16 protein-coding genes are annotated in these 14,844 nt (G+C 55.7%); 8 read left to right on the forward strand and 8 right to left on the reverse strand.

Going from position 1 to position 14,844, the window contains the following annotated elements; translation table 11 throughout:
- Positions 1 to 12 precede the first annotated feature (12 nt).
- Positions 13 to 291, reverse strand: a complete 279-nt coding sequence (locus tag ABLX76_RS01480; RefSeq protein ID WP_020806130.1) for a regulatory phage cox family protein — start codon at positions 289 to 291, stop codon at positions 13 to 15.
- A gap of 120 nt (positions 292 to 411) precedes the next feature.
- Here ABLX76_RS01480 and ABLX76_RS01485 point away from each other — a divergent pair, with 120 nt between their 5' ends.
- From ABLX76_RS01485 to ABLX76_RS01505, 5 genes are all read left to right on the forward strand, one after another.
- Positions 412 to 711 (forward strand): helix-turn-helix transcriptional regulator, encoded by a 300-nt coding sequence (locus ABLX76_RS01485; RefSeq protein ID WP_004213095.1) that lies wholly within the window; start codon positions 412 to 414, stop codon positions 709 to 711.
- A 115-nt stretch (positions 712 to 826) separates the two neighbouring features.
- Positions 827 to 1,810: a tyrosine-type recombinase/integrase gene (locus tag ABLX76_RS01490; protein ID WP_004131512.1), complete on the forward strand. Its 984-nt coding sequence runs from the start codon at positions 827 to 829 to the stop codon at positions 1,808 to 1,810.
- 264 nt (positions 1,811 to 2,074) lie between these two features.
- Positions 2,075 to 3,088 (forward strand): sensor domain-containing diguanylate cyclase, encoded by a 1,014-nt coding sequence (locus tag ABLX76_RS01495; RefSeq protein ID WP_017898645.1) that lies wholly within the window; start codon positions 2,075 to 2,077, stop codon positions 3,086 to 3,088.
- 57 nt (positions 3,089 to 3,145) lie between these two features.
- Positions 3,146 to 3,247, forward strand: coding sequence for a YoaK family small membrane protein (locus ABLX76_RS01500; RefSeq protein ID WP_004150782.1), 102 nt, complete (start codon positions 3,146 to 3,148; stop codon positions 3,245 to 3,247).
- 192 nt (positions 3,248 to 3,439) lie between these two features.
- On the forward strand, positions 3,440 to 3,565 hold the full coding sequence (locus tag ABLX76_RS01505; RefSeq protein WP_004203733.1) for a hypothetical protein: 126 nt from the start codon (positions 3,440 to 3,442) through the stop codon (positions 3,563 to 3,565).
- A 59-nt stretch (positions 3,566 to 3,624) separates the two neighbouring features.
- On the opposite strand, the gene ABLX76_RS01510 is transcribed toward ABLX76_RS01505, so the two are convergent.
- The 4 genes from ABLX76_RS01510 to fraE form a co-directional block, all read right to left on the reverse strand.
- A complete protein-coding gene (locus ABLX76_RS01510; protein ID WP_004203731.1) occupies positions 3,625 to 3,888 on the reverse strand; it encodes a DUF2534 family protein in 264 nt (87 codons plus the stop codon).
- 130 nt (positions 3,889 to 4,018) lie between these two features.
- Complete coding sequence (gene leuE / locus ABLX76_RS01515) at positions 4,019 to 4,657, reverse strand: leucine efflux protein LeuE (protein WP_004203730.1); 639 nt, start codon at positions 4,655 to 4,657, stop codon at positions 4,019 to 4,021.
- Positions 4,658 to 4,746: 89 nt separating this feature from the next.
- Positions 4,747 to 5,661, reverse strand: coding sequence for a kdo(2)-lipid IV(A) palmitoleoyltransferase (gene lpxP / locus ABLX76_RS01520; RefSeq protein ID WP_023289231.1), 915 nt, complete (start codon positions 5,659 to 5,661; stop codon positions 4,747 to 4,749).
- 674 nt (positions 5,662 to 6,335) lie between these two features.
- Positions 6,336 to 7,379 (reverse strand): fructose-asparagine asparaginase, encoded by a 1,044-nt coding sequence (gene fraE, locus ABLX76_RS01525; RefSeq protein ID WP_044522254.1) that lies wholly within the window; start codon positions 7,377 to 7,379, stop codon positions 6,336 to 6,338.
- Between the two features lie 303 nt (positions 7,380 to 7,682).
- Here fraE and ABLX76_RS01530 point away from each other — a divergent pair, with 303 nt between their 5' ends.
- The gene (locus ABLX76_RS01530) at positions 7,683 to 8,891 is read left to right on the forward strand and encodes an HD domain-containing phosphohydrolase (RefSeq protein ID WP_065883883.1); all 1,209 of its coding nucleotides are present in this window, start codon (positions 7,683 to 7,685) and stop codon (positions 8,889 to 8,891) included.
- A 73-nt stretch (positions 8,892 to 8,964) separates the two neighbouring features.
- A complete protein-coding gene (locus ABLX76_RS01535) occupies positions 8,965 to 10,749 on the forward strand; it encodes a diguanylate cyclase (RefSeq protein WP_087849426.1) in 1,785 nt (594 codons plus the stop codon).
- Here ABLX76_RS01535 and ABLX76_RS01540 read toward each other — a convergent pair.
- Entirely contained in the window at positions 10,746 to 11,645 is a 900-nt protein-coding gene (locus ABLX76_RS01540) for a LysR substrate-binding domain-containing protein (protein WP_023289227.1), read from the reverse strand. The genes ABLX76_RS01535 and ABLX76_RS01540 overlap by 4 nt on opposite strands.
- A gap of 120 nt (positions 11,646 to 11,765) precedes the next feature.
- Between ABLX76_RS01540 and ABLX76_RS01545 the strand changes: the two genes are divergently transcribed.
- The gene (locus tag ABLX76_RS01545; protein ID WP_023289226.1) at positions 11,766 to 13,268 is read left to right on the forward strand and encodes a UbiD family decarboxylase; all 1,503 of its coding nucleotides are present in this window, start codon (positions 11,766 to 11,768) and stop codon (positions 13,266 to 13,268) included.
- Positions 13,269 to 13,352: 84 nt separating this feature from the next.
- On the opposite strand, the gene ABLX76_RS01550 is transcribed toward ABLX76_RS01545, so the two are convergent.
- A complete protein-coding gene (locus ABLX76_RS01550; protein ID WP_348873826.1) occupies positions 13,353 to 13,763 on the reverse strand; it encodes a Spy/CpxP family protein refolding chaperone in 411 nt (136 codons plus the stop codon).
- Between the two features lie 134 nt (positions 13,764 to 13,897).
- Positions 13,898 to 14,584 (reverse strand): EAL domain-containing protein, encoded by a 687-nt coding sequence (locus ABLX76_RS01555; protein WP_065883873.1) that lies wholly within the window; start codon positions 14,582 to 14,584, stop codon positions 13,898 to 13,900.
- Between the last annotated feature and the right edge of the window lie 260 nt (positions 14,585 to 14,844).

Here is a 14,844-nt window from a genome sequence, read left to right on the forward strand (position 1 = left end):
TCCTGAAACCAGCTATCGACCTGGCTCACCGAGACCAAGCCACATCAACCACCCTTCCCTGATCTCCTTTGGACGACTTTCGTAGGCCAGTTTCATGCCGTTGTTCCAGGCTGGAAGGTAAACCCAGTATTCACCGGCACGGCCAGAAGTAGACTGGGGATCGGTCATCTCGATTACAGGAAGCTTCCCTTTTTCGATCATGCCCTTCACCGCAGCAGGGGTTTTCCCGATGAGTCTGGCGAACTCCTGATAAGGCACAGCATCCGTGCTACTTACAAGCTGTTTGCTCATCTGTTACATTCTCCTTTAGGGTAATTAATTGCTCTTAATGGGTTTTAATTGCCCGTTAAGACACTTACTCAAATGAAAATTTATTATCCATACGCGTAATATTTTCCCAAAGAGGTTTTTATGTCAATCCCTATTTCAGAGAAGTTGAAGCTTATCAGGGAGTCAGAACGGCTTAATCGTAGGCAATTCAGCGAGTTAACAGGAGTAATTTACAGCACACTTTCTGGCTATGAGGCTGGTACAAAAAGTGCGAGCCTTGAACCAATCATGAAAATCTTCCAACACCCTAGATTTGTGAAATACACACTGTGGTTTATGACCGATCAGGTTTCGCCTGAAGCCGGTCAAATCGCACCGGCCCTCGCACACTTTGGGCAAGACTTAACAACCTCGCAGCACTCAGACCAAAAGACTGGTTAACAATTAACCAGTCCTACATACATTTCAAATGTCTATTATTGGTCGAAAAGTATTCATCACATAATTGCAACGCGTTGAGGCCGAAAGGCAAACGCACCCATCGGAGGGTTTTCTTATGACTATTAAGAAACTCGATGATGGTCGATATGAAGTGGACATCAGGCCTGCTGGTCGCAATGGAAAGCGTATCCGCAGGAAGTTTGATAAGAAAAGTGAAGCTGTAGCGTTCGAGAAGCATACGCAGTTCAACCACCACACCAAAGAATGGTTATCAAAACCGACGGATAAGCGGCATCTGTCTGAACTGATACAGCTTTGGTGGAATTTGAAAGGCAAGCATGAGGAGCACGGTAGGATAAACCGCAACAAGTTAGACGTGTTTTGCAGGATTACCGACGATCCTTGTGCTTTTCAGATTACGAAAGCGCTGATTAGTCAGTATTACGCGGCAAGAAGAAGCCAGGGCATTAAAGCTTCTACCATCAACCGTGACCTCAACAGCATCAGTGGCATGTTCACCGCGCTTATCGAGGCCGAGTTGTTTTCGGGTGAACATCCGATCAGGGGCAGGAAGAAGTTGAAAGAAGAAGTCCCCGAAACTGGCTATCTGACAGAGGACGAAATCAAGCACTTGCTCTTTAGACTGGATGGCGACAACAAGAAGATAGCCGTTCTCTGTTTAAGTACAGGAGCTCGTTGGGGTGAAGCGGCTCGACTCAAGGCAGAAAACATCATACAGAACCGAGTGACGTTCGTTAAAACCAAGAGTAACAAGCAGCGGACTGTTCCAGTTTCAGCGGAAGTGGCAAAACTCATAGCGGATGGTAAGCGAGGGTTGTTATTTGGTAAGGCGTCTTATTCTGACTTCAGGCAGATACTCAGGGAAGTAAAACCTGATCTTCCGACCGGCCAGGCGACGCATGCACTACGCCACAGTTTCGCGACGCACTTTATGATTAATGGGGGAAGCATCATTACGTTACAGAGGATCCTTGGGCATGCGCGAATTGAGCAAACTATGGCCTACGCTCACTTTGCACCGGAATATCTTCAGGACGCGATCTCGCTTAACCCGCTGAGAGGTAGCGCCGATGCGTGAAATGTCCACATAATGTCCACGGATAGGTAATTAGTTATGGCTTTCAATGGTCTTGCGTGCCGCGCAACCCCGCATTGTACCGTTGAAAGCCCCTTGTTCCGGGTGTGTCCAACGCACCCGACGGGGCTTTTTTCCCGCCGTGTCGACAAGTATTCCCCAGACAGATGTGATAAATTTAAAAATATCACTGTTTACTCGACGCTGATGTCCGTTTGCAGCCCAATATGCTGGGGTGACGTTTGGCGTGCTGGAGCTGTATTATTCATGTCAGATTTTATTCTTGCCCGGGTGTCGCAAACCCTCGCTACGGAACAGTCCCTGGAAACCCTGGTGCGCCAGCTGCTGGAGATGCTGGAGGCGGTGACGCGAATGGAGTCCACCTACCTTACCCGCATCGATATCAACGCCCAGCGGCAGCAGATCATGTTCGCCCACAACAGCAGCGAAATGCAGATCCCGGAAGGATTTTCCGTCCCCTGGGATGAATCTCTGTGCAAACGCGCCCTTGAGGATCAGTGTACGTTTAGCAATGACGTCGCCCGTCGCTGGCACTCCTGCATCGCCGCCCAGGAGCTGGGGATCGCCACCTTTTTAAGCATTCCTGTGCGCCTGGCCGACGGCTCTCTGTTCGGCACCCTCTGCGCCACCAGCCGGCAACAACAGCCTTATAATCTTGAAGGTGAACAGGTCATGGGCCTGTTCGCGAAGCTCATTTCCCACTACGTGGAAAAAGACACCCTGGTGCAACAGCTGCAGGCGGCAAACGTCGCGCTGGAGCTGCACTCGTCGACCGATGAGCTCACCCAGCTCCCTAATCGCCGCGCGCTGTTTAAGCAGCTGGCGCTACGCTTTGCCTCCGCCCGCGCTCAGCAGCAACAGGTCGCGCTCATTTTTATCGATCTCGACGGTTTCAAAGCCATTAACGATCGGTTCGGCCATCCGTGCGGCGACAGCTTTCTGGTGCAGGTCGGCGAACGACTCACCGCCGTCGCGCGCCGGGAAGATATCGTTGGCCGCCTTGGCGGCGATGAGTTTTTGATCGTCGGTAGCGCCCAGCCGCCCGCGGCGCAGCAGGCGTATGTCACCACCCTGCGCCAGGCCCTGTGCGGCGTCTACTTCCTCGGCGAACAGCGTATCAACTATGAGGGCGCCAGCTTCGGGGTGGTCATCTGCGATCCGCAGAGTATCGATGTTGAAGCGGCCTTACGCGCTGCCGATGAGGCGATGTATCAGGATAAGAAGTCTCGCCGGCAGGAGAATTTTATTCATATTGACTAAAGTCACGCGATATCCAGTATCATGCTGGGCATCATTCGTGGGTACAGGGACACTATCATGAAATTGGGTATTCTTTTCCCGGTGGCGATCTTTATCATCGCCGTCGTCTTTCTCGGCTGGTTTTTTGTCGGCGGCTATGCGGCGCCGGGCGGAGCATAATGAAAAAAAGCACCATTATTATGCTGGTTGTCGCCATCGTGGCGGTGGCCGGCGCCCAGTTCGGCTGGTGGTGATCGCCGCGGCGATATTGCGGAGTTGTCCTATCCCATCAATAAGTTAACGCTTTACACTCACGTTATCCGCCGCGGCATTCTCGGCCCCGGGGAAAGAAAAATAGCGGGAGAAGTAAGGATGAAAAAACCGATCGTGTTACCGTTGATTATTGCGCTGTGCACGCTGTTATCGGGATGCATTGTTGACGATGGCTATCACCACCATCGCCATCACCACCATCATCACTATCATGACGATGATTAATGCTTCACGCTGTTGATGAGCTGATAAAACAGGGCGAACTTTGGTTCGCCCATTGACGCTTAATCCTGACGCTCGTCGCCGAGGAAAATAAAGCCGAGCGGAATAGCGAAGAGCGCGGTAAAGACGATGCTGTAAACCGTCACCATCGCCCCCTGCAGGAAGAACATGGACGTCGTCCACTCCGAGTACGGCATATTGTACTCGCTCACCACGCCGCCAAAGGTCGCCCGTCCTACCACCGCCAGCGCGATAGCAAACACCGCCGCGAGCGACAGACAGTATTTTTTGCAGTTTTTATTGCTGAGGAGTTTTTGCAGAATCATCCGGGCTTCCTTTTTGCTGAGCGATAAACGGCTGTATATGTAACACCAATGCAATAAAAAATGAAGGGTTTTTGTTACAGAGCAGAATAAGAGGCGGCGGGCCGGTCTGTGGGTAACCGGCCCGTGGGGATCAGGACTGCAGGGTAGCCAGGCGCGCGGCGAACCCAACGAAAACCAGGCCAATCAGGCTGTTGCCAAGTTTGGCCAGCTTCTTGCGGGTTTTGACGTAGCGGGTGACAAACGAGCCGGAGAGGATCAAAAAGCTCATATAGCAGAAGCTTATCACCTCGAGGGTCAGCGCCAGAATAAAGAACGCCACCCCGGGAGCTTTGGCGTTGACGTCGATAAACTGCACGAAAAACGACACATAAAACAGAATCGCTTTCGGGTTGGTCAGGCTCAGGGTCAGGGAGCGTTTGAGGATCGCGCTCGCCGGCTCTGCGCTGGCGTCGGCCTGGCCGTCACGCTGGGTCAGCACCGCATAGAGCATTTTGCCCCCCAGCCACAGCAGGTAAATCGCCCCGAGGTAACGGACGACGTTAAACAGCACCGGCGTGGTCTTAATCAGCGTTGCCACGCCGGCAAAGGCCAGAAACATCAGCACCGCGTCACCAATAAAGACGCCCGCCGCCGCCAGATAGCCTTTCTTTACGCCGTGGGCAATGCCCGTCTTCAGCACAAAAAACGTATTAGGGCCAGGGACGAGGATGATAAACACCGCCCCGACCAGGTAGGTCAAATAATTCAGAACACCAAACTCAGCGAACACTCTGCACTCCTTCGCGCACGACTAAAACATGATCCGGCTCACGTTACCCCAACTGTCGGGATTTTGAAAGCGCAGCCTGTGCGGGAAGGTTAATAGACGGAGGGTTCACCCAGCGGGCGGGTTTTAAAACGGCGATGCACCCACAGATACTGCTCGGGGGCACGCAGGATCTCGCGCTCAATCACCTTGTTGATATAGCCGGCGGCAATCTGCTTATCCTCACCCGGATAGTCATTCATCACTTCGCTAATGTGCAGGCTGTAGCCCTGGCGATCCAGCTTGCGCACCATGCTGATGCTCAGCATTTTCGCCCCCGATAAACGGGAAAGCACATAGGTGCCGTTGGTGGTAGCCGCCTGCGGGACGGAGAAAAACGGCGCAAACACGCTGCCCTTGGGGCCGTAATCCTGGTCCGGAGCAAACCATACCGCTTCGCCTGATTTTAAGGCATGTACCAGGCCAGTCAGATTGTTGCGATCGATCATCGCTTTGTTCGAGCGCAGGCGACCGCGGGTTTGCACCCACTCCATCAGCGGACTGTTGTGCGGACGATAGGTGGCCATCATTGGACGACACAGCCCCATGGCGCGCCCGCCCAGCTCCAGCGACATAAAGTGTACGCCGACGACCATCACCCCTTTCCCGCCGCTAAGCGCATGATTAAGGTTGGCAAAGCCCTCGACATCAAACCATTTTTTAACCCGCTCATCGCTCCAGAACCAGGCCATGCCGGTTTCAATCAGTCCCATTCCCAGCGACATAAAGTTTTGATCGATGAGGGTCTCGCGCGCCGCCGGCGACATCTCCGGGAAGCAGAGCTCAATATTGCGCCGGGCGATATGTTCGCGGCGTTTGAGAAAGCGTCGGGAAAGACGACCCGCGCTGGTGCCGATAAAATGCAGCAGCGGATAAGGCAGTTGCACGATCAACCAGAGAATGCCGAGCCCGAACCAGGTCAGCCAGTTGCGCGGGTGTAAAAGTTGTTTATGAAATACGCAGGCCATGATTTTTCCTGTAAACATTAATTATGTGGTAACGCTTAAGGAAAACAGAGTCCATTTATCATCATTAGGCGGTACGTACAGCAAGTTCGACAATACTAATCCGGCGAAATTCCTTCCGGCAAGTAAAAAACTGCGTGCTGACAAAAAAACATAATTGCGGCACAAATGTTACTAAATGTAAACTTAAATCTTGCGGCCCTTTTAATATATTCATCATGTATATCATTTTCACGCTAATCATCCGCGTTACTAGCAGAAAAAACCGAATTCTTCACCGGGGGCGCCCTGCCTGCGGGGAGATGTCGTCCGCTAAGCCGCGCGGCCAGCGGCGTGGTGCATCGCGTCGCGTCGTCATTTGTGGGCGTGATAATTAAAGCGCGCGCGCCGTGGAATGCATCATGTTTAATCTATCAGCATAAGGAAGATTAAATTCGCCTTAAGACAATAATTAAGAATAGGTTTATTTAAGCCTGCTTTAAAAATACTCGTCTTTTCCTGCGGAGGCATTTTAATGGCGCCCTCGCCGGCTGCTAAAAAAATATTTCTTTACGCCTCGCGCATAAAAACAGGCGGGGGTGAATGACGGACAATGATCCGCCGCCGGTTTGCACTCGCGTCGGGTCATTGAGAGAACAACGCGGCCAGGGCGCGAACCACGCTCTGGACGTAGAGGATCAATAGGTGTGGAAGTATTGCTGGATCAGCTGCGGATTTTTCGTCTGCGTCAGCGCCGTCATCAGCAGAATACGCGCTTTCGCCGGGTTGAGGGAATCGGCCACCAGCCCTGGCTGGCTGTCGTCCGGGGGCACCACGCCGCTGCCGGTGCGGGAGGCGCGCACCACTACAATGCCCGCCTGCTGCGCTTTTTTAATACCAGCAGCGCTACGTACCGATACAGAACCCGCCCCCGTGCCGGCGTAAATAATACCGTCGGCATGATGGGCGATCGCCGCATCGTACATATACTCCGGGTCGTCCTGGTAACCATAGATGATCACCACTTTCGGCAGAGCCTTCAGCTGACGCACATCGAAGACCGAGCGCAGGGTATGAATTTTATCCACCCGCGTTTCAAACTGGGGTTTTCCCCCCACCACGACGCCAAGATAACCCTCCTCCGGCGCCCGGAAAGTATCCAGCGAGGTGGCATTGGTTTTGGTGACGAAGCGCGCCGCGCCGATGCGGTCGTTAAGCACCACCATGACCCCGCGCCCACGGGCATCCGGGTCGGCGGCGACGGTGACGGCTTCCAGCAGGTTCATCGGCCCGTCGGCGCTGATCGCCGTCGCCGGACGCATCGCGGCGGTAAAGACCACCGGTTTATTGCTTTTCACCGTCAGATTGAGGAAATAAGGGGTTTCATCGAGGGTGTCGGTGCCATGAGTGATCACCACGCCATCGACATCATCCCGGGCTAATAACGCATTCACCCGCTTCGAGAGCTGCAGAATAATATCGCTGGTCATATTCTCACTGCCGATATTCGCCACCTGCTCACCTTCGACGTGGGCGATTTTACTTATTTCCGGCACGGCGTTAATCAGCGTCTGCACGCCAATTGCCCCGGCCTTATAGCCCGTCGTCTGGGTATTGCTGGCCGCCGAGCCGGCAATCGTCCCGCCGGTGGCTAAAATGACAATATGCGGTAAGCGCGTCTCGCTAAACGCCAGGCTGCTCATCGTCAGTAACGCAATGGCAAGTAATGCTCTAAAATTCATACAAGTCACTCCCTTCATAGACATTAATCAAACTTACGCTTGCTTAATGCAAAGGGCTTGCCAGAATTGATATCTTTTACGGGGGGTAAATGGTTAACTATCAGACAATAATAAGGTTCTCGCATCAACATCGCCCAAATCTGGTGCATGACTGGATCTGAACCGGGCAGGCGCCATGAACCCATACATTATGAGTTTTTACCCTTTCAGCAACACACAACACGCATTGGGATCAGATTATCGACACTTCCGGCACCCCCGAGGTCATTTATGCCCGCCGGGTGACGCGAACGGAGAACAGAAATGCGTATTGCCCTGAAGTCGGCCCTGATGCTGACCACCAACGTCATTCAGATCATTAACCCTGATCTGCACCGGCATATGCAACGAACGGCCTTAATCGCCCTGACGCTGGCGCAAAGGCTGGGCTTGCCTGCCGAGCGGCAGCAGACCATCTTTTGCGCCGCGCTGCTGCACGATATCGGCGTACTGGGTGATAGACGCACCATTCATTCGCTGGATGCCATCGATAATATCCACGATCCGCATCAGCGCCAGGGGGCGGCGATGCTCGAGGGGTTAGCAACCTTCCGGCCCATCGTCCCCTTGATTCGCGACCACCACTTTAGCCCGGAGCACCGCGGCAGCCGCGAACAGCATATTGTCTATTTCGCCGATGCCTTTGAACGGCTGCTGCCGGCGGATAGCCGCGTGACCGCCTGGCCCACGCGGGCAGTGGTGGAGCAGTTCGTCACCCTGCACCGGGAGATCGATCCGTTACTCTGCGATACCCTGTGCGAGGTCGCTGAAAATGCGAACTTCTGGCAGCACCTGCATCCCGGGCATATTCAACGGCTGCTGGAAATTATTGCCCCCATCAACACGCTGTATCTGGATATTGACGGTCTGAAAGATGTCTGCCTGCTGATTGCCAAAATTGTCGACACCTACAGCAGCTTTACCGCCAGCCACAGTATTATGGTGGGGGAAATCGCCCGCCAGCTTGCCCACTGGATGCAGCTGCCGGAGCCCATCTGCCAGCAAATACAGGTTGCCGGCTATCTGCACGACATTGGTAAGGTTTATATCCCTCTTTCTATTCTGGAAAAAGAGGGGGAGCTGGATGACGACGAGCTGAGCCAGGTACGCGAGCACAGCTACATGACCGGGGATCTCCTTAGCGACTACAGCGAGCTTGGCGACATTATCAACTGGGCCTCGAATCATCATGAAAAACTGGACGGCAGCGGCTACCCTCTGCATCTCGAAAAGGATCACCTGACCCTCGCCGACCGCATTATCTCCATCGCCGATATTTTCACCGCCCTGACCGAAGATCGCCCTTATCGTAAAGGGATGGCCTGGCAGGAGGCCTTACAGATTATGGAAACGGATGTTATAAATGGCGCTCTGGATCGCGATGTCTTTCTCGTTTTGCGCCACCATGCGGAAACGCTACACGCCATCATTCTTCAGACCCTCGAACACCCCCGCAGCGAGCACCGTCCCTGAAGCGGACCACCGTCGTGACGGGGACGGGTTCTATAAATTAAAACAGCTTCATCTGCATGCAAGGAAACACAGGGTGAGAATCGCCACCATCACCAACTGGGCCTACGGGATCACCGTCGGCCTGACGCTGGCCTCCGGGAGCGCCATGCTCATGGCCTCCAGCGCAGACCGCGTCGAACGCCAGGCGGTACAGCAGCGCCAGGTCTTTGATACCCTCTCCGACAAGGTGGAAAACGACGCCTGGGCGCTGTCTGACCTCGCCCGGCTATACGTGGTTAAGCCCTCGCCGGAGACGCTGGAGCAGTACCAGCAGCTGCAGCGGACCGACAAAAACATTGAGCTGCGGCTGGCCAGATTGAAAGATAACGGCGCCAGCCGCGAGGAGCTGGCGCTGCTCCACGATGGCCTGCAGATTGCCGCTGAACTGCAGGATGAACAACAGGCCGCGCTGGCGCATGTCGCCCACGGCGATGCGCCAGCGGCCATCGCGGTGCTGTACGGTAATGCATACGAGACCGAGCTGGAACGCATGCAGACGCAGATCGATCGCTTCCGCCAGATGCTCGAAAATCGCGCCGCCGTCGCCATTGACCAGGCCACCGAACGCTCGCGGATCTGGCGCACCCTGTCGGAAATCATGGTCGGCCTGACCGCGCTGATGTTTTTGTTCGTCCTCGGCTTTATTCTCAAACGGCGGGTGCTCTACCCGGTGGTTCGCCTGAGCGACGTGGTGCAGCGTCTCGCCTCCCAGGACTATGCGGTGGAGACGCCGCAGTTTACTCAGGTGGATGAGATTGGCGATATGGCCCAGGCCATCCGCATTTTTCGCGAGAACGGCCTGGCCCGCCAGCAGCTGGAGCAGCAGCGCGACGCTGACTGGGCGATCCGCGAACTGCTGGCGCGCATGACCCAGCGTCTGCAGGGCTGTGAAACCATTGAGGATGTGATTAAGGTGGCGGAACTGTTTGCGCCGAATATCGCCCCGACGATCCCCGGGAAACTGTATATTCTGGATACCGACCCCTGGCAGATGCGCTGCGTGGCGCAGTGGCTGGCGCCCGCCGGGGAGACGACGCCCTTTTCACCCGACGACTGTTGGGCGATACGTCGGGGACTCAGCCATCCGCCGGTGCAGGGCGAACCCGATATCACCTGCTATCATCTGCCGGAGGCGCACGCCGGCCAGTCGCTCTGCGTACCGCTCATCGCCCAGGGCGAAGCCATCGGGCTGCTGACCTTTCAGAACGTTACCGCCAGTGACGCTCCTTCCCGGGCCTACCTTGAGCTGATGGCGGAAGCGCTGGGCCTGGCGCTGGCCAATCAGCGCTTACGCAGCGCCCTGCTGGAAAAAGCGCTGTTCGATTCCCTGACCGGCCTGCGTAATCGCCATCATCTTGACGAAGCGCTGCATTCACAGATGGCGCTGGCGGTCCATACCCACACCCCGCTGAGCTGTCTGATGATCGACATCGATCATTTTAAAGCCATCAATGACCGCTACGGCCACGAGGCCGGCGATCTGGTGATTAAGAGCGTCGCCACCATCGTGCAGCGCGCGGTGCGCGATATCGGCACGGCTTTCCGCTACGGCGGCGAAGAGTTTCTGGTGCTGCTCCCCGGCATTGACGAAGCCGAGGCGCACCAGTGCGCCAGCGAGATCTATACCCAGGTGCATGCGATGACGCTGCGCGATGGTCTGACCGAGATAGGCCAGGTGGATGTGTCGATTGGCATCGCCAGCTACCCGCAGCATACCCAAAGCGACAGCCTGCTGCGCGCGGCGGACGCCGCGCTGTACCGGGCGAAAGAGCTGGGCCGCTCAAGGATTGTCAGCTTTGGCCGCCTGAAGACCAGCTAACCGGGTGATTGCTCGGTCGCATTGAGCAGCGAGATAACTTTCCGCACCACCGCCGAACGGATATGGCGGTGGTAAACCATGCTCAGCTCACTCTCCGCCAGCCGGTCCTGAAGATCGATATACACCACGTTATCGAGGCGTAAGGCCCGCGCCGAGACCGGAACCAGGGCCACCCCGACCCCGGCGGAGACCAGGCTAATCATCGAGGTGACGTCGTTAATCCGCTGCGCCACCTGCGGCGTAAAGCCCGCGACGCGGCAGGCGTCAATAAACACCTGCTCCAGCCCGGTGCCCTGCGGATCGTCAAGCGAGATCCAGTTATCCGCGCGCAATGAGGCCAGATTGAGCGCCCCCACGCCCGCCAGCGGATGCTGTTGATAGAGCGCCAGGCAGAGCTTTTCCCGCACAAACGGCCTGACCACCAGCGCCTCCGGCGGCGAGGCCAGCGGCGCGCGGATGATGGCGATATCCAGGCGCAGATCCAGCAGCGCTTCGTAGAGCATTTGCACATCGCCATGCACCAGCGACAGCTCAATCCCCGGCCAGTCGGCGCGCAGCTCGCGCAGCAGCCCCGGCAGTTTACTGTCGTACATCGCGCTGGAGACATACCCCAGATGCAACCTTCCCTGCTCGCCCCGCGCGGTGCGCTGGGCGTCCAGTGCCGCCTGGTCGACCATCTCCAGCGCCAGCCGCGTCTTCTGCCAAAAGGCCTCGCCCGCGGCGGTCAGGGTCAGACGGCGGTTGGCGCGGGAGAAGAGCACCACCCCCAGACGCTGCTCGAGCTGTTTAATCTGCTGGCTGAGGGCGGGCTGGGCGATATGTAACCGCTCCGCCGCCCGGTGCATATGTAACTCTTCGGCAACGACCACAAAATGGCGTAACGCTCGCAAGGACATGGCCGGACTCCATGGGTTTTATTGATAATAAAAATCTTATCAATAACGCATGAATGATGCAATTGATAACCATTAGCCTGCGAAGCATACTGTGCGCATCGACACGCTAAGGAGAACATCATGACCGCACCGATTCAGGATCTGCGCGACGCCATCGCGCTGCTGCAACAGCATGACAATCAATACCTCGAAACCAATCATCCGGTGGACCCTAACGCCGAGCTGGCCGGCGTCTATCGTCATATCGGCGCCGGCGGCACCGTGAAGCGCCCCACCCGCATTGGCCCGGCGATGATGTTTAACAATATTAAAGGCTATCCGCATTCACGCATTCTGGTGGGCATGCACGCCAGCCGCCAGCGGGCGGCGCTGCTGCTGGGCTGCGAAGCTTCGCAGCTGGCGCTGGAGGTGGGTAAAGCGGTGAAAACACCGGTCGCGCCGGTGGTGGTTCCAGCCGGCAGCGCCCCCTGTCAGGAGCAGGTTTTTCTGGCCGACGATCCGGACTTTGATTTGCGCACCCTGCTCCCGGCGCCCACCAACACCCCGATCGACGCCGGCCCCTTCTTCTGCCTGGGCCTGGCGCTGGCCAGCGATCCTGACGACGCCTCGCTCACCGACGTCACCATCCACCGCTTGTGCGTGCAGGGCCGGGATGAACTGTCGATGTTTCTTGCCGCCGGCCGCCATATCGAAGTGTTTCGCCAGAAAGCCGAGGCTGCCGGCAAACCGCTGCCGATAACCATCAATATGGGTCTCGATCCGGCCATCTATATTGGCGCCTGCTTCGAAGCCCCTACCACGCCGTTTGGCTATAACGAACTGGGCGTCGCCGGCGCGCTGCGTCAGCGCCCGGTGGAGCTGGTGCAGGGCGTCAGCGTCCCGGAGAAAGCCATCGCCCGCGCCGAGATCGTCATTGAAGGCGAACTGCTGCCCGGCGTGCGCGTCAGAGAAGATCAACACACCAACAGCGGCCACGCGATGCCGGAATTTCCCGGCTACTGCGGCGGCGCCAACCCGTCGCTGCCGGTGATCAAAGTCAAAGCGGTAACCATGCGGCACAATGCCATCCTGCAGACGCTGGTGGGACCGGGGGAAGAACATACCACCCTCGCCGGGCTGCCGACCGAAGCCAGTATCTGGAATGCCGTCGAGGCCGCCATCCCGGGCTTTTTACAAAACGTCTACGCCCACACCGCGGGCGGCGGTAAATTTCTGGGGATCCTGCAGGTGAAAAAACGTCAGCCCGCCGACGAAGGACGTCAGGGACAGGCTGCGCTACTGGCGCTGGCGACCTATTCCGAACTGAAAAACATCATTCTGGTTGATGAGGATGTCGATATCTTTGACAGCGACGATATCCTGTGGGCGATGACCACCCGCATGCAGGGGGATGTCAGCATCACCACCCTCCCCGGTATCCGCGGTCATCAGCTCGATCCTTCCCAGACGCCGGAATACAGTCCGTCGATCCGCGGGGAAGGTATCAGCTGCAAGACGATTTTTGACTGCACGGTCCCCTGGGCGCTGAAAGCGCACTTTGAGCGTGCGCCGTTTGCCGATGTCGACCCGCGTCCGTTTGCCCCGGAGTATTTTGCCCGTCTGGAAAACGGCCACGGCCAGTAAGTCAGTCAAGCGGGGCGACAGGCGCCGGACACACGGCGTCTGTCGCCCGATGCAGCGCCATCCGGAGCGGATGGCGAAGGCGGGTTAGTTGATCGCCGCGGCGAGGTCTTTTTTCACCTGCTCACGCTGCTCGGCGGTCAGCACCTGGCTGACGTCGAAGTAGTATTTCACGCGATAATAGCGCACCTGCTGATCCAGTTGGCTAAAGGCAGCCAGCTGCTGTTTGACTTTGGCTTCATCCCATTTCCCGGAATGAATCACGTCGGCCAGGGCACCGTCCTGATAGCCGCTGATTTTAATCTGGCTCACACTGTTTTCGAAGCCCTTACGCAGCGCCTGGATTTTGGCGACCTGATCCTCACTCAGCTTCAGGTGCTGGACGACCGGGTCCTGCGAGACAGACGGCACGTCAGCCGAGGTCGACGCCTGGCTGGCGGCGGTGAAGCAGGTGGTCAGCGCAATGGCGATCAGGGTGTTACGCAAGCGTGTATTCACAATGAGTTATCCTTCAGGCAAGTAAAAGAGACTGGATTATCATCGCGGGAATAAAGACTATCTGTAACAAAGCATTCGTTTAAAACTGGATAAGAAAAGCATGGCAGGTAACCGAACCTGGCCCCGGCGGGCGCTCAGCAGCAAAGAAAGATATATTCATCCTTCCAGTAACGGCCCTGACCAATGATATCCCCGGCCGCATTGATGAGCCGTTTTTGCTTTTCGGTTTCGATCCCCTCCACAATCACATGCCCGGTCAGGGTATGAATAGCCTGTAACAGCCCGGGCAAAGCGGGATCGTTTTCTTTGTCCCAGAAATAGTCTTTATCCACTTTGACGCAATCAAAGCGAAATCGCTCCAGCAGCCGGAACGTCGTTCGTCCGCGACCAAAGTCATCCAGCCAGACCGGGCAAAGCGCCGCCAGCGTGCTCAGCGCCGTCAGTTCACGACCGGCGATAAATTCATGAAAATTCTCATTTATTTCCAGAGCAATGTTTTTACAGGAGCGCAGAAAATCACAGAGATAGCGGTCAGTCAGAATAAAATGGCTTAATAAATCATCAATATTCAGAGAGATCGGCTTATTATCGACCTGGGAAAAATCAAATACGGAAAGCAACTCGATTTGTCGGGTAAATAGTGCAAGCTTATCGCTTTCGGTGAGCGTGGAGAAAGAAAACGTGGGCGCTGAGGTGTTATTTTGTGCGGGTGCTATAATGTCTTTAGTGAGCAATTCCCACGAGTGGTAACCGCCACCATCGCTAATAGCGGGCTCCAGAACGAAGCGATAAGAGGTATTTTTCACGTTTTCTTTAACCATTTAAAAAATACCAGAAATAAGAAAGGGTTAAAGCATGTCATATATTTCCCGCTAACAAAAATAGTTTAAAATGATCGATAAGAAACATTCGATAGCCAAAAGCTATCAAGATATAATTTATTGATCGGTAAAGTGAATTAATATAAATTTGCCACCGCTGTCAGACACGCGTAAATCACAATTAAAATATCGTTTCAAACCAGCCAGTTACAAGATAACCCCGCCGCCAGGCATGGCGACTTCATGCTTTTCCCTGCAGG

Source organism: Klebsiella sp. JB_Kp004, assembly GCF_040065795.1.
GTDB classification, from domain to species: domain Bacteria; phylum Pseudomonadota; class Gammaproteobacteria; order Enterobacterales; family Enterobacteriaceae; genus Klebsiella; species Klebsiella quasipneumoniae.

Excerpts from the sequence above, each read along its gene's own strand:
- ABLX76_RS01480 (WP_020806130.1), bottom strand. The coding sequence starts at position 291 with ATGAGCAAACAGCTTGTAAGTAGCACGGATGCTGTGCCTTATCAGGAG.
- ABLX76_RS01485 (WP_004213095.1), top strand. The coding sequence starts at position 412 with ATGTCAATCCCTATTTCAGAGAAGTTGAAGCTTATCAGGGAGTCAGAA.
- ABLX76_RS01490 (WP_004131512.1), top strand. The coding sequence starts at position 827 with ATGACTATTAAGAAACTCGATGATGGTCGATATGAAGTGGACATCAGG.
- ABLX76_RS01495 (WP_017898645.1), top strand. The coding sequence starts at position 2,075 with ATGTCAGATTTTATTCTTGCCCGGGTGTCGCAAACCCTCGCTACGGAA.
- ABLX76_RS01500 (WP_004150782.1), top strand. The coding sequence starts at position 3,146 with ATGAAATTGGGTATTCTTTTCCCGGTGGCGATCTTTATCATCGCCGTC.
- ABLX76_RS01505 (WP_004203733.1), top strand. The coding sequence starts at position 3,440 with ATGAAAAAACCGATCGTGTTACCGTTGATTATTGCGCTGTGCACGCTG.
- ABLX76_RS01510 (WP_004203731.1), bottom strand. The coding sequence starts at position 3,888 with ATGATTCTGCAAAAACTCCTCAGCAATAAAAACTGCAAAAAATACTGT.
- lpxP (WP_023289231.1), bottom strand. The coding sequence starts at position 5,661 with ATGGCCTGCGTATTTCATAAACAACTTTTACACCCGCGCAACTGGCTG.
- fraE (WP_044522254.1), bottom strand. The coding sequence starts at position 7,379 with ATGAATTTTAGAGCATTACTTGCCATTGCGTTACTGACGATGAGCAGC.
- ABLX76_RS01530 (WP_065883883.1), top strand. The coding sequence starts at position 7,683 with ATGCGTATTGCCCTGAAGTCGGCCCTGATGCTGACCACCAACGTCATT.
- ABLX76_RS01540 (WP_023289227.1), bottom strand. The coding sequence starts at position 11,645 with ATGTCCTTGCGAGCGTTACGCCATTTTGTGGTCGTTGCCGAAGAGTTA.
- ABLX76_RS01545 (WP_023289226.1), top strand. The coding sequence starts at position 11,766 with ATGACCGCACCGATTCAGGATCTGCGCGACGCCATCGCGCTGCTGCAA.
- ABLX76_RS01555 (WP_065883873.1), bottom strand. The coding sequence starts at position 14,584 with ATGGTTAAAGAAAACGTGAAAAATACCTCTTATCGCTTCGTTCTGGAG.